Here is a 19,145-nt window from a genome sequence, read left to right as displayed (position 1 = left end):
ACAGATCTAGACCAAGTTCCGCTTAGAACGGTTCTACCCACCAAAAAATGTTGATACGCCCGCAAACACCCGTGAATACTTGGCCGACTACAAAAGTGTAGCACCGATTGTTGATACAAACCACCGGCACCTCATAAATCGCCCTGGAGCGGCTCCGCGTGACAAATTTGTGGGTAGGCCTCGCCAATCAAGCTTTCAATTCACGTTGCTAGGGTAAGCCAGCAACTACTGCGAGCGCAAAGTTATCCACAGGCATCCCCAGCTTCCTTCGCCCTAGGCCCAACTACGCCCCTCCGCTACTCGCTCCACTGACAAAGCGTACGGTCACGGAAGAAATCAGCTTGCCCATCAAAGCCAGGATTGATGTCAAGCTCCTGCCCAAACATCTGCATAAGAGTGTTAACGTCCTTCCGTATAAGCCCTTTCATGACCTTGGCGCTAACTGCCCATTTCATGCGATACCACGGACGTCTCCGTTCACGCCAAACTGCCTTAAACGGCGTAAAGAGGTCAAAGCTACGCCGGTCGGATGGCCCTATGTAGTCGTCGCCATCGATTCTGGCGATGCGAGCCCATGAGTCGATATGGTCTTCACTAAGCCTCCCCTCCATAAATAGTTCCGCATCATAAGGGGCGCCGGCCAGCACAAGCCACGCGGCGTAGTACTGACGCAAAGCACCGAGAGGGTCGGCCGGACCAAACTCCGTGGGTTCCTCCGGGTCGCAGAACGCAATTACCGTATCCCATGAGTCAGACGCTTCCGCTAGGCGGACGTGGGTACCATATGAACTAGCCGCGCCATATGAGGCAACTGCGCGAATGTAGTCGTCAGCGCTTTTGCATTGCTTCAGCGCCTCGCTAAGCGCGGTCTTGGGAGAGCCCTTGCCACTCTCAGGACTACTGCCTTTGGATTCAATCAACGACAGATTTCTACTGCCATTCTTGAACAGCAAGGCATAGTCGGGAGTCCGCTTGTCGTGGTCCATCGGTGGAATCCGCTGACTATCCAAGTAGCCGTTGAAATCACACACAATTGGATACTTCAACACATCTTGCGCCAAGACAAACGTGAGCGCTTGTGCAAGCTCGCCAGTTCGACTGGTCTTGGAGAAATCGCGATACCTCTTTCGGAACCCTGGCGCCAAGCGCAAATTGCCGTCAGCATTTGCAACAATGCTATCTAGCACGTAGAAGGCGGCCCTTACTTCCTTCCACATCTCCAATGAAAGGGGGTCCCGCGTCAACACGGACTTGGCGGCAGCAACTGAAAGCCTGAAGAACGAAAATTGAAAGCTCTCGGAAGAGGAAGGCTTTGGTCTAGCACGGGGCTTAGAGACCAAAATGGACGGGTACTCCTCTGTCAAGACACTTAGAGCGTCCCGGTAAAACATGCCTGCTGGATACATTGCCATAAGCTTAGTTAGCTTTTGGATATGGATAAGGCGACCTCGCAATTCCTGTGAACGGCCCGCAAGAAGTCTGGCCGGGATATCAGCATCAAATTAAAGATGCCTCAACCGCTTTAAAATATCGCGTGAGGTCCCCGGCCTTAGTCGCGTACAACTCAGGATTCTCAATAATCTGCGTACCGGAAAACGTTCCAGCGTAGTAGCCGTCATAGCGCAGTTCCACGGCGTGGGCCGCACCAAGGATGCTTCTCGCGGCCCGAATGCAGTCTTTGATGGACTCGCCGTTCCCTTGCTCCAAGACCACTCCACCACCACTTGGCTCGGCGCGCCATTCGTAGAGGCAGTGGTCCAATTTCTCGATGAGAAGTCCGATGAAGAAGAATTCGCGGCAATTCATAGACGGGATATACGTCCAATTTTAATAACGCGGCGGGCCTTTTCAGCGTAACACGTTGCTCTTCTATTCCAAAAACTTAGAGCCCCGCTCGCGCAGACCTGAATAAATGACGTCGCTACACAAAACCACATCCAAATTTTTAAGGAGTACAAAATGACGAATAATAACCCGCAAGCTGTCCCTAGCCGCGCAAAGGTAGTGTTGGTGGTGGCCAGCATGCTTGTCGTCTATGCCGTATTGATGATTGGCGTTGGGTGCGTAGTCTTCAAGCTCAGTCAGTAAAGCAATACGATTTCCATGCGCCAAAACAGACAAAAATTAACGTAAGCCCCAAAAGGAATCCACCCCAAGGGGCGCCCAGGCATTTTGCAAAAACAGCAGCCATTGAAACGTTTAATACTGCCCCAATGATTTCTTGAGCGATGTCATTTCCATACCATTTACGGTAGTCTTGCTGCTCATTCGAAACCCAGGCGGCAGTAATCCGAAAAACTGCACTCCCGATGACCCCACCAAGAACAACAATAACCAAACTCTTCCAGTCAGCAAATTTAGCAAAATTGCCTCTGGCATCTTGAGCCATGGCATCTGGAACGACAAGAGGCGCCGCCAAAATTGCCAACAGAACGCCTAGCCATACAATGAAAAGCGGAACCACCTTCTTAATCAGATAGTTGATAAAGGTTGCTTCCGACTTCTTGGTGCGTTTATTGATTGATGGCATGGGTTTTAACTTTTTTTCCGGTAAATTATAAAAAATTTTATTTATGACCATCCGCTGACGAACCATTCCGGCGTGACCGTGGCCATACCAACCTTCTACCGTTATGTAGCTTTCATTCGCTTGACATGCCGAATAAAACTACGGCGTTGCAGTAGCGCTTCGATACCCGGCCAGTTGCTACGTACAAGAATGCACCGTGCTCAACCGCCCTTGCTTTTGAACAGACGCTCATGCATCCAGCCCTCGCTGGTGGAGACCAGAACGGCCTTGTCCCCGGGAGAGCCTGTCAGGTCGTGCTTGACCAACGGATATGCCGTCTGCAGTGCCGGTACCTTCGCCCAGTTCGGAGCATCGTCCACTTCGTACAGGTAGTTAACCTGCGAGACCTTCGCACCAAACATATCGGCCGGTTGAGTGAAATTCTCGACCTCCTTCACCTTGTACTTGCCACCACAGAACGCGTCCCAATTGCCGACGTTTCCTGCACCACCTTTGACGAGATACTTCTTGCCCTCATCGGTTAGCGAGTACTCGACGCCAGGCACCATTTGGTTGCCAATGAATGCCTTCACCTGCGCGTCTTTCGCTGTTAGCAAACCGGCGCTCACCAAGGCCGCAGCCTTCTCCGGCTCGTTCATGACATGGAAACCGCCGGCCTTTTGGAATGTGAACGGCACTTCCTTAGCCGGCAACATCACACACACGCCTTTCCTCGTGTTCAGATAGTCCTGGATGGCCGACTGAAAATTGCTTTTGTTCGCGTCCTGCTTGCTGCCGCAGCCGGCCAGAGCGACAAGGCTGCCCATGATTGATGCGATGACGGTAAGTTTCGACATTTTTCCTTGTTGCTCACTTTGAATATTATGGAACTGCCATGGAAGGCTCACGCGAACTTTGGATGCCAGAAGCCTCGCGTGTCCTCTCTAACTGCGAACCATGCTGGTTCAGTCAAAAAGTATGATTCAACAACCAAGTACCGTCTTGGTTAATGAATTCGTATCCCCGTACCTGACTCTCCCCACTCTCCGGGCTGTAGTAGACAGTACGAAACTGGAACGCATTCAGCGAATTTTGCGTCCATGAGTCCGTCCTGAGGACGGTCAAGCAACGGCTTTTGGGCGCATATTGCATTCCGTTCCATGGCGATGGAATCCATGCGTTGTTTCCATAGCGTGCGGAGAGGTACATGCTCAGCACCCGAGAATCGTTCGCATCTTGGTAGCAAGCTGCCTTCGACATCACGGCGACCAAAACAGGTTGGGCTGAACTGACCATATTGCGGAAGGCTGCGTCGCGAGATGCGAGCAATGTTGTCACAGCGGTACGCATCTGGCTTTCCTGCTCAGGGGACAGCGAAGGGCCAAATATCGCTGGGTTCCCACTAGGACCCGCTGCCAATGCTTGATTTACTTGAGTGAGCCCGCTGTTCAAGCCCTTCAACGCTGCACCGGTCTCAGCACATCCAGCACATACCACCGCAATGGCGGCCAAAGTCAAACGCAACTTCACGGTTTATTCCCGTGGGTAATTTTCCACCTTTCGGTTATCGGCGTCAGAGCCTGAAAATTCACCCCCCCCAAGAGGGATTGGGACATTTTGCGATACGCGGTAGGACTTGGCTCAGTCATAGAAAAAATAACATCAGAAATTATGAATTCTTAATTCAATCCACAGGAAAGCCCGTTTTGCCTAGTGGAGCGACAATACCCACAGCCGCCGAAGTGAAGTCAGTGTTCACTAGACCAGATGCCCTAAAGTATTCGTGGACTGGGCCGTAAGTTAACTAGGCCACCATACGAGGAGCGACGATGGCACTGAAACCCTGCGTTGAATGCAATAGCCCGATAAGCACTAACAACGGTGGCAAGCCATGCCCCCGCTGCGGCCATGTGGACCCCCATCACCAGAAGCTGCACTCGAAGCTGTTCGGGCTCGTCATAGCAGCTGTGGGCATCGGATTCGTTTATTTCCACTTCCTGAAGCCATAGCGCCATATTTGAAGCCAACCCTCAGCCAGACATACAGCCTCAAAAACTCTATTGGATGGTGCGGAAATAACAATGAAAGAAGCGCATTTGCAAGGTATCGTTATTGAATCGATGCGGGACGTATGCAAGCGGTACAATACAACCCTCCGCCACGAAATCACCTCTTCCAGCGTTCAGAACCCCGCAAATGAGAAAGGGAAGCCCTATGATGTTGGCGTCCTGCTCAGAGAATGCTATTTGGTTGGTTTGGAATTTAAGGTGCTGGAGAATGGCACTCTTTCTAGCTGGGATGACGTCCAGCATCAAGCTTATTTGGCACTCACTCTGAATGCACGTCTGAGGCTTCCTCTATTTTATTCCTACAATGTTCCCAGCGTGCCAACTCTGAACGAGTTTCTCACGCATACTATGTATGATGACGTTCTGACTGGAACCAGAATCTCACAGCCAAAGAATCTTCCCGGCAAGCGCCCACATTGGGATGAGCATCTGACCATCCTTACCTGGCTTACTGCCTTGTTGGATAATCCAGAAGGCCTCGCTGGAAATGGTTGGCCTTTTATAGTCCTCTCGGATAATTTGGTATTTGAGAAATTTAAGAGTGCGTTCCCCAGCGTCATCTGGCTATTGGTCTCTTCGAATCCGAAGTTCCGAGCTTCGTGGGCGCTAACCCATAGCGAACTGCTGCAGGAAATTTCTGCAATGGAGCAACTATGGAAGCGTGCAAAACTTAGACATGTCGCCGAGAAATCCGATGCCTCCCAAGCATTTGACGACGCCGTAACAGTGATTGCCGATTATGCTGATTACGTTGCCATTAATTCGCAAAAGCAGATTAGTGACGAAACAGACATGAATGATAGGCCGGTGTACGATGGCACGCCTAAGTCTGATGACACACAAGAAAAAGGCAGCGGATTTCATCCGTGAGTCGGTTGAATTTCTTGTGCGCGGGGACTGGGAGCACGATTTCCGTGCTTATTCTTGATTTGGCTTGTTCAAAGCCTTTCGTGTCGGCACAACGGTTTTAGATGCATTTTGCAACGCAGGCGCCGCGTCATCGGGTCCATCTATCAGGACAACCTTGCTGGCGGAGACGTTGTCGCCCGCATAGGTGAGGTCCGCTGTGACAGTCACCGCCGTACCGTACGGTAGAACAATGCTCATCGCATCATCAAAATCGGCTCCCGGCGCGAAGGTGTAGCCCTCTTTGGGCAACATATCGATGGCGCGAATAAGTTCGCCATCCTTGTCTGGGTCAATCGCGGCACCGCTCGCTCGGTCCAATGGCAAGCGACGGACCCGCAGTTCGTACTTATCAGTCGTCGGCTCAAGCGTGACTTCGCTCATGCGTGGATTCTTTGCGTGGACGTGGATTACCACAAGACCCAGGTCATCGTGGTAGCGAACGATTTCCGTCGACAGCGACAAGTTGATGGCCCAGTCCGTTCCTCCGCCCAAGACGAATTGGTAGTAGGCCCAGATTCCACCGCCCACAACGGTAAGACTGGCCGCCGTCGCCGCCCACTTGGACACCGGTTCGGCGATGCCGCCAAGCCATTTGAGGGTGGCGGCGAGCCCGCGCCAAACTCGCACCGCGCCGCTACGGATTCGTTGGACGAAGAGGTTTCCCATAGCGGTCTCCCTGTTAGTTGCGCGTGCGGCCTCTTGGCCTAGTCCCTGCTTTCGACCGGTCGCGAAGCTTGGCTCTGGACCTCATCTTTTTTACGCAAATTATCAGTTCTTAACACATTGCGCATTGAGTCTGACTTCCGTCACCAGGTTGGTGCGTGCGCACAATTTTCTGCAAGACAGGTCTTCAAAACGTTCATCACGAAACACCCCTAGTGGGGATGTTGGCAACGCACCAATCCTCTAGTATCTCCAGCGCCAAATTTTGTGTTGGGCCTGTTTCGAGCCATCAACGGCCGTGCGTGGCCCGGCGTATTCAACATTGCTGGGGAGAACATGGTCTCGATGACCGAGCTCGCAAGCCTGCTGCGTGAAGCCTTCACCCAGGCCAACCGGCTGCTGCGTCTGGAAACGCCACTGGGGCCGGGTGTTTTGCTGCCCGAGCGGCTGGAGGCGACCGAGCACCTGGATAACGGCGGTTTCCGCCTGGAACTGACCGCGCTCTCGGACAACGCTAACCTCGACGCCTCCAAGCTGTTGGGCCAAGCCGTCCGGCTGGACCTTCTGACACAGCAGAGCCGCAGAGCGTTGCGGCCCTTCCATGGCCACGTCACCCGCCTCGAGCAGGTTGGTGCCAACGGCGGCCTGGCGCGTTACCGAATGGTCATCGAGCCCTGGCTGGCGTTCTTGCGCTATAGGCAGGACAGCTTCGTGTTCCAGGACATGTCGGTCATCGAGGTCATCGACAGCGTCTTTGGCGACTACAGCGGTCAAGGTCGACTCGTGCCGGCGTGGCGCTGGTCATTGCGGGATGCATCGGTGTACACGCGCCGCAGCGTCATTACGCAGTACGAAGAAAGCGACTTCGATTTCGTCACGCGATTGCTGGCCGAAGAGGGATTGTTCTATTACTTCGAGCACGAGAAGGCAGACGGCGAATCGCTGGGTGTGCACCGGATGGTGATTGCTGACGCCAATGAGGTTTTCACCGACAACGCTCAGGCATCCATTCGCTTCGGCCGCGCCGACGCCACAGCAAACGAAGACGTCATCGACCACTGGTCGGAGGTTGCACGCTGGCAAACCAATGCTGTGTCGCTCTCGAGTGCCGACTACCGTGCCAACACCGTTCGCAAAGCTGAGCTCGGGTCGCCTCAGGATGGCCGCCAGCAAATCACCTTGCTGGACACCGACTACCCGGGTCAATACTGGTTCGAAGACAGCAAGCAGGCCGAGCGCACCGCACGCCTCGTGCTGGAGTCCATCGAAGTCCGCAATGCGCAGACCGACGGCGAAGGGACGGTCCGGACGTTAGCGCCAGCAACGACGTTCTCACTCCTCGACCACTATGGGCATGACGACGTCGAGCGCTTCGTTGCGCTGGTTGTCATCCATCAGGCACGCAACAACTTCAACGAGCGTTTCGCGCAGGTTCTCGCTCAAACATTTGGTGGGACGTCACGCGCCGATACACAGGACCAGACGTTCTACCGCAACCGGTTCACGGTCATCTCATCCAAGGTGCCGTACCGGCCTCAGTTGCAGGACGAGCACGGTCGACAACTGCATCCACGCCCGACGGTCGTTGGCTCTCAGACCGCGCTTGTAGTTGGCTCAGGTGGCCCCATCCACACCGACCGCGACCATCGCATCAAGATTCAATTCCACTGGCAGCGTGGCGCACGGTCGGCAAGCCGACAGGCACACCCCGCCGGCGAGGACAACGCCCGTGCAGACGCCGGTCTTGGTTGCTGGGTTCGCGTCGCCGCGCCGGTAGCCGGTCCCAACTGGGGTGGTGTCGCCTTACCACGCGTGGGTCAGGAAGTGCTCGTCGAATTCCCGTATGGCGACATCGACCGCCCGGTCGTCGTTGGCGCCGCCTATAACGGCAGTGGCCAGACCGATGCCCAGTACAACCAGAACCAGGCAGGGGCCGCAGGCGCCACGGGCAACGCGCCAGCTTGGTTTGCCGGGAACGCCCAGAGCCAAGGCCCGTATGCACACAATGCGGTGCTGTCGGGCATCAAGACCCAGGCGCTGAGCAACAGCCAAGATGGCACTGGCGGCCATAACCAGTTGCTGTTCGACGACACGGCCGGCCAGAGCCGCACTCAGCTTGCCACGACCCAAGCGGCAAGCACACTCACGCTTGGCCACCACAAGGACCAGAAGGACAACGCCCGTAACGCTGACCTAGGTCACGGCGCCGCGCTTGAAACCGATGACAGCGGCAGCGTGCGCGCTGGCTCCGGGTTGTTGCTGGGTGCGCATTCCGCAGATGTAGGCGCCTCGTTCCTGGATAGCGAGGATGCTGCCAATCAAATCGAGGCCAGCAGTAACCTCGCAGAGTCCTTGGCAAATGCTGCGCGGAAGCAAAAGGCTGGTTTGCCTGACGAGACTGCCGCGAAAGACCTTCCGGCGCTCGCACAGCTTCGGCACACCACAGAGGTTCTGCGACACACCGAGGCCGGTGGCCAAGGAGCCAGCGCTGTCGCATACAGCCAGCCGCACCTGCAGGTGTCGGCCCCGAGGGGCATCCTGGCCACCACACCAGCAGACGCTGTTCTGGTTGCCACAACGCAGCTCACGGCCGTCTCCAAACAGGATGCCAACGTCGCAGCAGGCGGCAACCTAGCAATGGCATCAACGGAAGGCATCAGTCTGTTCGCCCATGGGAAGGCGGTTGGCCAGACCTCTGACGCGACGCCAGGCATCGCTTTGCACGCCGCAACAGGCAAGGTTGGTTTGACGGCGAGCACGGGCGGGGCAGCATTCGCCGCCGAGAAGCAGGTCACTCTTGCGTCGACCCAGGCGAGCGCCACCGTTGAGGCCAAGCGGCACGTCCTGCTTAACGCCGCCGGCGCTCAAATCAAGGTGACCAACGGGACCATTGAGCTGCATGCCCCCGGCATGGTGACCTTCAAGGGGGCGGGCCACAACCTCGTGGGTCCAGGCGGAGCTCAGGTCAACAACGCCCTCCCCAAAGGGAAGCCGCCCTATGACGAGCAATTCGTGCTGCGTAACAAGGAGACGCAGGAAATTCTGCCCCATCACCCCTATGTCGTTGAGGACGCCAAAGGCAACGTCCTCGCACAGGGCATGACTGATGAGCAGGGACGTATCTCCCGCGTCTACACGGCCAGTCAAGAAGGCATCAAGATTCACTTCTAATCCACCATGGCATTCGAGCGTTCACCCGTCCCCGCTGTTCAGCCGACAGCTACTCCCGCACCTGCCCCTGCGCCGGCCGCTGAGAGCCGCATCGAGCTGGAACGCCCGCCCGTGCGCGGAACGGCGACGACCAATCCAATCAAGGGTAGCCAGGTTTTCGTTGACCATGTGCCCGACCCGCTGCTCATATTCCGCCCTGACACCGGCGAGTTCATGTGCATACCGTCCAAGGACGTGACGCAGTTCGAGAATGATGCGAACTACCTGGACCACGTCATCGACACGTACCACAAGGCAAATGCCAAGGCGGATGACTTGGCGGAGCAACTGCACAAACTGAACCTCTCACCACAGGTGGGTCAAGCGAAATACACCGAGACAGCGAATGCCTTGGAGCAGGCGTATGCGGAGGCAAAGGCCGCGCAAGAGAAGCTCCACGGAGCGCTCAAGCCGCTGGGAAAGATGGACAGTGGGCACATGTCGATTGTCGAAATCATTCCCATCTATAACGCCGCTGGCGGCCCGGTGCGCAAGTTCCGCAAGTACACCGCGCGCTACGTGCGCTCGGACCGAATCAAGAACAACTGGGACCGCTACGTCCCGACCGGCTGGGAGAAACGACAGGGCACGGCCAAGGAAAAAGACTCGGGGCAGAAGTCCTTTATCAAGAAAGAGAATGACCAGTACAAGCTCGACAAGGACGAGTTGAAGAAGGGAGTGTCGACGCTCAAGAGCAAGGTCAAGGCCGACTTTCTCAAGCTTGAGACGCACTGTGTCCAGGGCGCGTTGTGGGACTGGGCCGATGGCTGGAACAAGCATCTGAAGTACGACCGCGCGACGAGTAACCCGAACGCGAAGTGGAACAACAACATCGACCTGACAGCGCAGGCGCAGGTGATGCGCTATTTCGCGGGCTATGGACTGTCGACCGAATGGGACCCCATCAAAGGCAATTGTGCGCTGAAGGCCAGCGCCCGCGCTGAGGTTGCTATCGCGGAAGCCAAGGCAGTTACGACTATCTATTTCCCTGACCGCGTAGGCTGGGTGTGGAAGCTAACTGACAACCCCAAGGACCAGTCCACTGCGATTCGATTTGCTGCGGAGCTTGCGCTGAACGGGATGGTCGGCGCAAGCATCGTTGGCGAAGCCGGCGTCGCAGTCGATTGGACAGACGAGAAACGCAAGGAGCTGGGCCTTTTCGGTGCAGCAGCAACGGCGACCCGTAGGCCGCGAGTGCTGAATGTCAACCAACAACCGAGCGGCCCAGGGGCCAATGCAAAGCCGGAGGATAGACACCTAGACCCCTCAGCCAAAGCGGAGTTAGAGGTGTTTGCCGGTGCAAAGGCCGAGGTGAAATTGTGGGGTGGCCTACAGTGGTTGAATCCCGAGCAGTTGGGCCTGGGCTATCAGGAATTCGCTAAGGTTAGTGACTCCGTGTCCGGGCTGCTTGGCATTGGCGCCGGTTGCATGTTGGAGTTGACTTACGCCTCCGGCAAGTTTCGTTTCCGTATGATGGCGAGCGCATGCTTGGGATTGGGCGCGAAGGGCAAGCTCGAGCTGGAAGTCGACTATGGGCAGATTGTTCAGTTCTGGAAGTGGCTGGCGTTTCAGCTCTATCACGCCAACTACAAGCAGCTCAAATTTATCGCGGCAGAAGCTTTCGACGCTATTGTGAAGCTGCAGGTGATGATTATCGAAGGGACCATCGAGAAAATCGAAGACACCGTTGGCTGGGCCCAAGAAACCATCAACCGCCAATTCAAAGAAATTGTGGACAGCTTCGAACGTGAAGAGCAGCGTGTTCAGCTAATGAACCGCATTCTCAAGAACGCAGGTGACTACCTTCGCTACACCACACCGGAAGCAAAGGGAGTCATGTTGTACCAGATGACACGGCACGACTGGAAGATTGATGGTTTGGACGGCCGTAACCATGGTGGCCGGTACTATGGCCAGCGCAAGGACGCCGTGATGGCGATTCTGCGGGCAGCTCAGACCCGTCGCGACTTCGACAACATCATCCAGCACATGTCCCCGAACGGTTGGAAGTGCCCTGATACGGTGACAGCCGACAATCGCAAGCAAGTGCGGGATTTCCTAAACATGGCCATCATCGGAACCGCCAAGGACGGGCAGCAGATGGAAGACCTCTACAACAACCTGCAAGCCTCGCTGAAGTCCGAGCCGACCCGAGGATTTCCGATGTTCAATAACGATTCGCCACAGTACGCTGAGCAACGTACTTGGGGCATTGACCATTCCATGCTGGCGGACATCGGTTCGATGGGGATGCCGCCCACTTACGCATAGACGGTTCGTTACGGAGCAAGTTGTTTAGCCGCATTGACCACGCACCGGAAGCCGGTTTTCCCTGAACGCTCTGCGAGAACTTCACCGGTATACCTGCTCTTAAATGGCGCCAGAACGGGCTCGCTTTTGTGTCGGTACATGGTCACGGACGATGCATAGTCATCCTCGATGCCCCTAAGTACCTTCTCGGTCCCGGTAGCGGGCCCTTGCGGGTTCTTGCGCGGAGAGTGCTCGTAGTAGTCCGGGTCAAACCAGTCGTTAACCCATTCCTGCCCGTGCGCGCCCATGTCATACAGGCCAAGAGGATTCGGTGGGAATTTGCCGTTTGGATAGACGGCAAGGGAGTCTGCATTCGGCAGCATCTTCTTCCGCTGCTCATAGCTCGCAACGTTGCGCCCCTCCTCGTACTTGCCATTGTCCGTGCCAAAGGCAACATACTTGCCACGACTGCGGGCGGCAAACTCCCATTGTGCTTCTGTCGGTAAATCGAAGGGTTGACCGGTTACTTCCGCAAGCCATCCGCAATAGGCTTTTGCCTCTGGCCAGTTGACGCCAGCAGGCACGTCAGGGACCGTTCTGTACTCTTTATCAAACTTGGCCTGCGCGATATGCGGCTTGCCAACAGCATCGGTGTACACGTCAAAGTCGGCGACCGTAACCTTGTATTTCGACATCGAGAAGCCGTCCAGTTCGACCTCGTGCAACGGTGTCGCGTGAGCTCGGCTAGGCGCATACGGCATTTTGTCTGGCGTACTCACCGGTCCAAAATCGCCCATCTTGAACGTGCCACCCTTCACGAACACAAGGTTCGCTTTAGTCTTCTGAATCAGAGCCTGAACGGCGGGGCTTGCGTCGAGCGCCCATGCATGTGGGCCCGTCAAGAAGCCAACGACAACGGTAAGTGTGCGAAGACTCTGGCGGGTGATTGAGGACCGTGACATTGCGAGTGCAGACAAGCGAAGAACAACCCATATTATGGGGATAAACCCGCCTGCGTCCTTGCTTCGTTACATATGTGAAGACTCGGAAATATGGCTCAAACTGGTTGGCGCGGAGACCGGCATGATTCGACGGCCCGGCACCATGCCTGCCGGTGCCCGCAATCTAGAGGACCAGACATGACTGATGCCGACTGGCTATCGCAGATTCAACAGCACCCGGATAAGCTGTTCCTTCCTGGCGCAATGCTGATGAAGTATGGTCCGAGCGACTACGTCGGGGCAGCTTTCGCTTTTACCGGCACCCTGTTCTTTGATGGCGCCCACGAAAAAAACGTTCGCGACCAAATCTGCGATTGCTTCGATGAGTATGTCGCTGTGGCTGGCGGCCACCTGACTTGGCTCTGGCGCGAAGAGCCGCCCACCGGACCGGCAGTCCAGCCGTTCGCTGAGGCGAAGCCGATGCGCAAGTTGGCCGCCGAATTGCACGATGACAACCTGTTCTCCTTCTGTTACACAGGCGGCACGCAAAAGGATGACGCGTCCCCTTACATGTTCAACGTGTCGGGTGAGCGCGGCTGGAAAGCGCGCAAGAAGTCGAGAAAGTCATTGTCCGCCCTGGTGTTCTCGCTACCGATTTTGCCGGTGGAACAGAATCCTCTCGTGTTGCTCCACCTGTTCTACTCGTTCGCAAAACGGCTAAAGCCGTTGCACGGATTCGCGGGACACAGCCTGGTCATGACGCCTTCTCGCATCGATGAGAATGAACCAACTCAAGCCTTTATGGCCGGAAAGATGGTGGGCTTGGACGTGGGTGACTCCGTGTTCATGTCGGGTCGGTTGCGCGGCGGCTTCAAGACAGTGAGCTGGCTGACCGCCCTGGGTACAGAGCTCTTGAGCCGAGTTGGTTCTGTAGACGACCTGCGTCAGGAGCTCCCCCCAAGTTGGTATGCTTTCTACGATTACGGCGCCGGCCTCATCATCCAGTCTGGGGCGAAACCGGATATCGGCCCCGTTGAACTCGGGCTACCGCCCGCCTATGTATTGACGAACAACGCGCTCAAAGCCGCGCGCATCCAAGAGTTTGAAACTTTCCATGGGACATCTCACGATGGTGAGCCGCGAATTATGGGCGCAGCGGCGGATGCCTGGCTTCGCCGCTTGGATGTAGAGCCAGACGAAATACTCGCGTACAAGGCCAAGCTGCTGAACGAGCCAAAGCTGGGCATTGCAAATACGCGGTGAATTGAGCTTGGCGCTGGACGAGCACGCCTGCGCAGAATAGCGCGCGGGTATTTCGAGTCCTCTGAGACCCTTCACAGCCTATGACAACTCGTTCGTGCTACACCTCTTCAGAGGCGCCCGCACCACGTAAGGGATGCAGGTCAGACTGCCAACGCGGCGAAAGCCCCGTATATACGGCAGACTCTCTCAATCTAAGCATAGAAGCGCTCCGACTTCGCATTGCACAAATCGGCGCGCCCGACGAAGAACGCGTCTATGCGTATGTGGTCCGCTCCGTTCGACCAAGGGAAGGTCAGTATCTTCAAACTGGCAGCGCGCCAAATTTCGACGGTGGTCTCATTACCCTTTGTACGTGCAAGCACAGCATGCGCGCCTCGCTGACGCCTGAGCAGTGGATGAAGGGTATATGGGTGGCTGGTCTAACAAGCTGGGACAAGGCCTTTAGCAAACAACAGTCGCTCGTTTACCTGATGCGCGTCGGCGAGGCCTATGCCTCTCAGGCGGAGCTGGTCTATGCATTGCGGCGGTCGGGCCGCTCTGCCGTGGTTGATGCAAAGGACTCTACAAAGAACTGCTTAGGGGACCTGATGATGCCCGCCACGGCGTCCCTCCCGGCAGCAGAATCCTTCACACCCTCGGCCTATTTGAAGCCCATGCTGGGGCATGCGCATCGCCAAACAGAAACAGACGACGGGTGGCAGTACGATATCAACTATCCCAGTCGAAGTGGCAGTCAACCGGCAATGCTGGTGGGCGATGAGCAACTGAGCTTCGCGTGGACTCGCCCCACGGTGCAGCGTCGCCGTCCAGGGCCAACGCGGCCGTACCGCGAATGGACCCTCACGGCACTCCTGGATGACCTCGAGGCCGTCACAGAGTGACTGTTGTTCGGCCACTCATGGCATATGCCCTCTTGCAGCCCCCACAAGCGAAGGGATATCGCCGGCTGCGCGACAAGCGCTTCAGCGCCAGTTCCTCGTCAGTCGACCATCCCAGCGGCCGCTCCCACAAGCATGGTTCAGCAAACAACGCCGCATCGAGCGTGTCCAGTCGCGCCAGGAACGGCTTGTCGATACCCTATATGCGAGCCAGCGTCACCGCGCTCTGTGCTTGCCTAGCAACGTCTTGCAGACGGCGGATTTCCCACAGCAACTCGCGCACGTCCGGCATGGGATTGCTCTGCAGCGCAGTTACCGAGATAAGAGCTTTTTAATGGAGGCGTGGCCGCCAACGAGCTGCTTGGCGCCGTCGGCTCCGACCGCCTGGAGATTTTCTCGGCGACCAAATACAGCGCATCTGGGGCAACATCAACCAGACGGCCACTACCAACAAGACGCTCCGCATCTACAGCGGCAAGGAACTGCAGCAGCGCTTTCGGGCGCTGCCTGAGGGGGACACGGATGCTTTTCGAGGTGCTGTCCCCGACCTCAATCAGGCTGCGGGCGTCTGGAGCCAGCTCGCAAGAGTCGGCTCGATAGTTTCTCAATAGAGAATTTATTGACTTTCGAGCCCTGGTTGGTCTATTGTTTCTCTATAGAGAAATTACCTTCCAATCGGAGGGTATTTGATGATAATTTCCCAATCGAGAAACTTATGGCTCGAACTCTCCCAGAGCCGGGGCTCCGACCTGCTCCATACATTAGAGACCTACCTGGTTTAGGGGCGATGGTGCGCCACCGGCGGCTCGAACTCGCCTTGCGTATTGATGATGCTGCACATGCGTGCGGCGTCGCGGCCAACGTGTTTTCCCGGTTGGAAAACGGTGGCGCCGTCGGCTCCGACCGCCTGCTGCGCGTGCTGACGGGCTTGGGCCTCATCATGCTGGTCACCACCAAGAACGAGGCGCTCAACGTCGCTCCATCGTTGCTGCTTCCCTCGAATCTGCGGCCGGGTGACTCCCACTCAACCGGTGGGCACGAATCATGAGCCACGTTCTACACGTCTCCACTGGGGGCGAGGCCGTCGGCACGCTCAGTTTCGATGCGCGCGAGGACCGGTACGGGTTCGAGTATGCCCGCTCATGGCAGAGTCTTCGCGGGGCCTATTCCTTGTCGCCTCCCATCCCGCTTGACGGCCCCCCGGACAGCCCAGGGTCGGTTCAACGCTTTTTGGAGAACCTGTTGCCAGAGGGACGAGCCCTCGATATTGTCTCTGCCCTCAATCATGTGTCCAAGAACAACATCTTTGCCTTGGTCCACGTCTTGGGCAAAGAACCTGTCGGGGCATTTAGTTTTCTCGCGATGGATGCGACACCGGAGGAGGCGGCTCGCGCCGCGCACGAGCAAGTGGGCGCCCCCGGTCGCCGACCAATCACCGATGAGGAAATGAGCGACCGCATTCGGCGGCGCGAAGAGGTGCCATTTCCCGTGTGGGACGGCAAGGTCCGTCTCTCGTTGGCCGGCTATCAAGACAAGCTGCAGGTACTCGTCGAAGGGGACCAGCTCTCGCTGGCGGAAGGCTCCCTAAGCTCGACGCACCTGCTCAAGCCGGAAAGCCGCAATGCGCAGCTGCCGCATATGGTGGCCAACGAGCATTTCTGCATGACGCTGGCTGCACGGTTAAACCAGGTAGCGCGCATGCATTTGCCGGTCGCCCCTGTTTCGATTCGGCGCATTCCGGAGCCGGTTCTTCTTATCGAGCGGTTTGACCGCATTGTGCAGTGGGATGAAGCCACTCCCAACCTGGCTCGGGCCGTCCGGCGCACACATATCATTGACGCATGCCAGGCGCTCGACTTGCCGTCCAGCTTCAAGTACGAGCGGAACCTTGGGTCTGGCAAAGATGTTCGGGACATTCGAGAAGGGGTCAGCTACAAAAGGCTCTTTTCGTTGCTGGACAAGATGGTGACGCCGGCGCACACGCGTATCTTTTTCCTCCGCTGGGCCATTCTGCAGCTCTTGCTGGGCAACAGTGATGCGCATGGCAAGAACATCTCGTTCCACGTGACGCCGGCGGGGCTGGAGCCGGCCCCAATGTACGACCTCGTGTCGGTCAAGGCATATGGTGAGAACATCGACGGCGAAATGGCCATGGCCTTCGGGGATGTCTTCTTGTCGGAAGAGCTGACGCCCTATGCGCTGGCGGATTTCGCTCACCGCACCGGCACACCCCCAAGGCAGCTCGAGCGTGAAGTTCGCGCAATGGGCCACCTCATCCTGGACATCGCCCCAGAGCTCGCAGCCTCCGACGTGTACGTGGGTGACGAGCGGACGCTCGTGCAGCAGATTTCGACCTTCATCTGTGCGCAGACCAAGCGCGTGTTGGAGCTTGTGCGCGAGGTGCCGAAGGTCGACGTAAAGCTATTCGAGTAAGCGAAGCTGCCAGATTGCTCGCAAGACCTCACGGGTGAGCGTATTGCGCTGCGTCGGTGCGGAGGGGAAGTCACGTGCTGTTATGGTCAAAACACTGTATATTTATCCAGTATCTGCGGTCGACGGCACCTTGTCAATGAGAGCAACAATGGTGTGACGACTGCGCCGCTAGCCAAAGCGTGGCAAGCGTTTGCTCACACCCCATTAGGTGGCCCGGTCAGCCGAAGCCCGGCCAACTACGTTCATTGAAAGGAAATGTCTCGTGGGCACGCTCCATCAGGTTGTTGCAGGCAGAACGGTGATGCGCATGCGCTCGCCAATAGAAATTGGGAGGAACCAGATGGCAACAGCACGCGCTGGCACCAAAGAAGAAGCGCTGCGGCGGCTGCAGGAGGCCGGCGTCGCAGTTGTCGAACTGGACTACGAGTCGGGTTGGCAAGACGCCGTCGAGCTTGGCCGACTCGGTCAGAGAGTTGGCATCCGTGTCGAATTTCGCGGACACGAAAGCGTGGCGGTCAGCTCAGGGGCAGCCCTAGTTGCCGGCTTGGCGCGCGCCAAGACAACATTCCGACAGCGAAACCTCTACTGTAGATTTGACCTAGGCCTGCTGCCCTCAGATGAACTGGCGCGGTTGGAAGCGAAAGCTGAAAAGCTTGGGGACTACATCTTGGGTGGCCACCTACTTCTTGAGGTCGACACGGTCTGGTCCGAATAGCTCGACGTCCTCACTGCAATGGGCGCCTAGGAGTGCGGAATACAAGCGAGAGTCATCGCGAGTTGAACAAAGTCACGTTGAGTGCTTGGTCTGCGGTGTTGTCTTCTGGGTCCAATAGAAGATTGTCCCCAGTAAAGCGAGGGTGCTGAGGAATACTGTGACAACCGCAACCCAGGGGCCCGCCGGCTTCACAGGCTCTTGTGGCTTCGCCCTTGGGTGTCGCAGCGATGTTCGAGGTAGGCGCGTGGGGGATACGCTCATCGGGAGCTACTCGTGTTCGTCATGCAAAGGGCGCTCGGCACCAGCCATACTCCTGAGTTTCACCAGGGTCTTCTTGGCTGCGAGAAGTACAACAAACGTCTCGATGGTTGCACCAGTGGTTAGCGTTCGCAGCGTGTCGCGGAAGACTGGCTCAACTACGTGCGGCGGCAAACCGAGCCGGTCGGCGATGTCTAACACGTAGGCTTGGTGTTCCTCTTCACGAGGCTCGGGTGCGTTCATGCGGGTAGTGCTACGGTTGCCGAACTTGCCAAAGCTTAGTCGTCTTCTGTTGCTTCCGAATGGAGGCAATAGCTTACGTCCAACTCGTCCTCTATGACCTTTACGGATTTGACTTCATCAAAGTCTTTGATTTCGGTGCTCATTCGTCGAAGGGTGACGCTGTCATCAACGACGTTTAGGTCCAGCCGTACCTGATACTCGTCGAGAAACGCGATGAAGATGTACCCGGTCGACCAGGCGTCGTCCTCGCGGCGCCAGTCGCCGCCCTCCTCGAGGCCAAAGTCCGACCCCGGAATAGTGACTGCTTCTCGGTCGCCGTCCTTACGGACAACCTCCACCTCTACGTAGCCTTGCAGTGCAGTCATGCCATCTCCTCTGAATGAGTTGAATTGGGGTTCGTCTGGCTACCCGGGTTGCGCATCGATACTTCAGCGGCGCTCCCGCTACTAGAAATTGGTCGCAGAACGAGTTCCAGCGAGCAATAGTTTTACGCAATGCTCCTTGTCTTCGATGGAGCGGTGGAGAGGGAACAGCATATCGTTGTTGTCGTCACGGTAGCGTGCAAACATGTCCGCACCGCAGCCCTCAGGCATTTTCCGCTGCGTCCGGAGCTCTCGGTGTTGCTCTTTCGTGATGACAGCAATGTGCCAGCGTTCGTCGAGGAGGTACCGACCGCAAGTTGAGCGGAGACATCCCCTTCTTCAGCGTCCTTCAGGTAGTGCTTTGCAGACCGTTGGTACCACTCTTCTGCGAGTGCAGAATCTTGGTCGACGCCTTGCCCAAATTTGTACGCATTGCCAAGGC

The 19,145-nt window shown here is 56.7% G+C and carries 17 protein-coding genes; 8 read left to right on the top strand and 9 right to left on the bottom strand.

The genetic code is table 11. The annotated features are described in order from the left end of the window. Positions 1 to 296: 296 nt before the first annotated feature. The 5 genes from C404_RS50425 to C404_RS60085 all read right to left on the bottom strand — a co-directional run bounded on the left by C404_RS50425 (position 297) and on the right by C404_RS60085 (position 4,039). Positions 297 to 1,217 carry a hypothetical protein gene (locus C404_RS50425; RefSeq protein WP_152524480.1) on the bottom strand — a complete coding sequence of 307 codons (921 nt, stop codon included), beginning with the start codon at positions 1,215 to 1,217 and terminating at the stop codon, positions 297 to 299. A 280-nt stretch (positions 1,218 to 1,497) separates the two neighbouring features. Continuing rightward, the gene (locus C404_RS50420; protein WP_021196435.1) at positions 1,498 to 1,806 is read right to left on the bottom strand and encodes a hypothetical protein; all 309 of its coding nucleotides are present in this window, start codon (positions 1,804 to 1,806) and stop codon (positions 1,498 to 1,500) included. Positions 1,807 to 2,077: 271 nt separating this feature from the next. Next, the gene (locus C404_RS60090; RefSeq protein WP_152524479.1) at positions 2,078 to 2,596 is read right to left on the bottom strand and encodes a hypothetical protein; all 519 of its coding nucleotides are present in this window, start codon (positions 2,594 to 2,596) and stop codon (positions 2,078 to 2,080) included. Between the two features lie 134 nt (positions 2,597 to 2,730). Then, entirely contained in the window at positions 2,731 to 3,366 is a 636-nt protein-coding gene (locus C404_RS50415) for a hypothetical protein (RefSeq protein WP_031329836.1), read from the bottom strand. A gap of 112 nt (positions 3,367 to 3,478) precedes the next feature. Then, on the bottom strand, positions 3,479 to 4,039 hold the full coding sequence (locus tag C404_RS60085) for a hypothetical protein (RefSeq protein ID WP_152524478.1): 561 nt from the start codon (positions 4,037 to 4,039) through the stop codon (positions 3,479 to 3,481). A gap of 551 nt (positions 4,040 to 4,590) precedes the next feature. Here C404_RS60085 and C404_RS50410 point away from each other — a divergent pair. Next, positions 4,591 to 5,448: a hypothetical protein gene (locus C404_RS50410; protein WP_021196432.1), complete on the top strand. Its 858-nt coding sequence runs from the start codon at positions 4,591 to 4,593 to the stop codon at positions 5,446 to 5,448. Positions 5,449 to 5,496: 48 nt separating this feature from the next. Here C404_RS50410 and C404_RS50405 read toward each other — a convergent pair whose 3' ends face one another. Further along, complete coding sequence (locus C404_RS50405; RefSeq protein ID WP_021196431.1) at positions 5,497 to 6,153, bottom strand: hypothetical protein; 657 nt, start codon at positions 6,151 to 6,153, stop codon at positions 5,497 to 5,499. Between the two features lie 333 nt (positions 6,154 to 6,486). On the opposite strand from C404_RS50405, the gene C404_RS50400 reads away from it, so the two are divergent. Next, positions 6,487 to 9,321 (top strand): type VI secretion system Vgr family protein, encoded by a 2,835-nt coding sequence (locus tag C404_RS50400; RefSeq protein ID WP_080981274.1) that lies wholly within the window; start codon positions 6,487 to 6,489, stop codon positions 9,319 to 9,321. 6 nt (positions 9,322 to 9,327) lie between these two features. Next, a complete protein-coding gene (locus tag C404_RS50395) occupies positions 9,328 to 11,631 on the top strand; it encodes a hypothetical protein (RefSeq protein WP_064496172.1) in 2,304 nt (767 codons plus the stop codon). Positions 11,632 to 11,639: 8 nt separating this feature from the next. Here C404_RS50395 and C404_RS0130290 read toward each other — a convergent pair whose 3' ends face one another. Then, complete coding sequence (locus C404_RS0130290; RefSeq protein ID WP_021196428.1) at positions 11,640 to 12,572, bottom strand: formylglycine-generating enzyme family protein; 933 nt, start codon at positions 12,570 to 12,572, stop codon at positions 11,640 to 11,642. A 177-nt stretch (positions 12,573 to 12,749) separates the two neighbouring features. Between C404_RS0130290 and C404_RS50390 the strand changes: the two genes are divergently transcribed. The 5 genes from C404_RS50390 to C404_RS50370 all read left to right on the top strand — a co-directional run bounded on the left by C404_RS50390 (position 12,750) and on the right by C404_RS50370 (position 17,840). Continuing rightward, on the top strand, positions 12,750 to 13,814 hold the full coding sequence (locus C404_RS50390) for a type VI immunity family protein (RefSeq protein WP_021196427.1): 1,065 nt from the start codon (positions 12,750 to 12,752) through the stop codon (positions 13,812 to 13,814). Positions 13,815 to 13,894: 80 nt separating this feature from the next. After that, positions 13,895 to 14,695 (top strand): hypothetical protein, encoded by an 801-nt coding sequence (locus C404_RS60315; RefSeq protein WP_160170182.1) that lies wholly within the window; start codon positions 13,895 to 13,897, stop codon positions 14,693 to 14,695. 784 nt (positions 14,696 to 15,479) lie between these two features. Continuing rightward, complete coding sequence (locus tag C404_RS50380) at positions 15,480 to 15,740, top strand: helix-turn-helix domain-containing protein (protein WP_021196425.1); 261 nt, start codon at positions 15,480 to 15,482, stop codon at positions 15,738 to 15,740. Then, the gene (locus C404_RS50375) at positions 15,737 to 17,125 is read left to right on the top strand and encodes a HipA domain-containing protein (RefSeq protein WP_021196424.1); all 1,389 of its coding nucleotides are present in this window, start codon (positions 15,737 to 15,739) and stop codon (positions 17,123 to 17,125) included. The genes C404_RS50380 and C404_RS50375 overlap by 4 nt, the downstream gene beginning before the upstream one ends. Positions 17,126 to 17,465: 340 nt before the next feature. Then, on the top strand, positions 17,466 to 17,840 hold the full coding sequence (locus C404_RS50370; protein WP_031329829.1) for a hypothetical protein: 375 nt from the start codon (positions 17,466 to 17,468) through the stop codon (positions 17,838 to 17,840). Between the two features lie 267 nt (positions 17,841 to 18,107). Here the strand turns inward: C404_RS50370 and C404_RS50365 are convergent, their stop codons facing one another. Both C404_RS50365 and C404_RS50360 read right to left on the bottom strand, forming a co-directional pair. Beyond that, positions 18,108 to 18,341, bottom strand: a complete 234-nt coding sequence (locus C404_RS50365; RefSeq protein WP_021196422.1) for a DUF3562 domain-containing protein — start codon at positions 18,339 to 18,341, stop codon at positions 18,108 to 18,110. A gap of 35 nt (positions 18,342 to 18,376) precedes the next feature. Further along, positions 18,377 to 18,706 (bottom strand): hypothetical protein, encoded by a 330-nt coding sequence (locus C404_RS50360; protein ID WP_021196421.1) that lies wholly within the window; start codon positions 18,704 to 18,706, stop codon positions 18,377 to 18,379. Positions 18,707 to 19,145: the final 439 nt, after the last annotated feature.

Source organism: Ralstonia sp. AU12-08, from assembly GCF_000442475.1.
GTDB lineage: Bacteria > Pseudomonadota > Gammaproteobacteria > Burkholderiales > Burkholderiaceae > Ralstonia > Ralstonia insidiosa.
This window is presented reverse-complemented; position numbering and strand designations above follow the sequence as displayed.

What these genes read in the sequence shown, in the direction of transcription:
- C404_RS50425 (WP_152524480.1), bottom strand. Translation starts at nt 1,217, where the DNA reads ATGTGGAAGGAAGTAAGGGCCGCCTTCTACGTGCTAGATAGCATTGTT.
- C404_RS50420 (WP_021196435.1), bottom strand. Translation starts at nt 1,806, where the DNA reads ATGAATTGCCGCGAATTCTTCTTCATCGGACTTCTCATCGAGAAATTG.
- C404_RS60090 (WP_152524479.1), bottom strand. Translation starts at nt 2,596, where the DNA reads ATGGTTCGTCAGCGGATGGTCATAAATAAAATTTTTTATAATTTACCG.
- C404_RS50415 (WP_031329836.1), bottom strand. Translation starts at nt 3,366, where the DNA reads ATGTCGAAACTTACCGTCATCGCATCAATCATGGGCAGCCTTGTCGCT.
- C404_RS50410 (WP_021196432.1), top strand. Translation starts at nt 4,591, where the DNA reads ATGAAAGAAGCGCATTTGCAAGGTATCGTTATTGAATCGATGCGGGAC.
- C404_RS50405 (WP_021196431.1), bottom strand. Translation starts at nt 6,153, where the DNA reads ATGGGAAACCTCTTCGTCCAACGAATCCGTAGCGGCGCGGTGCGAGTT.
- C404_RS50400 (WP_080981274.1), top strand. Translation starts at nt 6,487, where the DNA reads ATGGTCTCGATGACCGAGCTCGCAAGCCTGCTGCGTGAAGCCTTCACC.
- C404_RS50395 (WP_064496172.1), top strand. Translation starts at nt 9,328, where the DNA reads ATGGCATTCGAGCGTTCACCCGTCCCCGCTGTTCAGCCGACAGCTACT.
- C404_RS0130290 (WP_021196428.1), bottom strand. Translation starts at nt 12,572, where the DNA reads ATGTCACGGTCCTCAATCACCCGCCAGAGTCTTCGCACACTTACCGTT.
- C404_RS50390 (WP_021196427.1), top strand. Translation starts at nt 12,750, where the DNA reads ATGACTGATGCCGACTGGCTATCGCAGATTCAACAGCACCCGGATAAG.
- C404_RS60315 (WP_160170182.1), top strand. Translation starts at nt 13,895, where the DNA reads ATGACAACTCGTTCGTGCTACACCTCTTCAGAGGCGCCCGCACCACGT.
- C404_RS50380 (WP_021196425.1), top strand. Translation starts at nt 15,480, where the DNA reads ATGGTGCGCCACCGGCGGCTCGAACTCGCCTTGCGTATTGATGATGCT.
- C404_RS50375 (WP_021196424.1), top strand. Translation starts at nt 15,737, where the DNA reads ATGAGCCACGTTCTACACGTCTCCACTGGGGGCGAGGCCGTCGGCACG.
- C404_RS50370 (WP_031329829.1), top strand. Translation starts at nt 17,466, where the DNA reads ATGGCAACAGCACGCGCTGGCACCAAAGAAGAAGCGCTGCGGCGGCTG.
- C404_RS50365 (WP_021196422.1), bottom strand. Translation starts at nt 18,341, where the DNA reads ATGAACGCACCCGAGCCTCGTGAAGAGGAACACCAAGCCTACGTGTTA.
- C404_RS50360 (WP_021196421.1), bottom strand. Translation starts at nt 18,706, where the DNA reads ATGACTGCACTGCAAGGCTACGTAGAGGTGGAGGTTGTCCGTAAGGAC.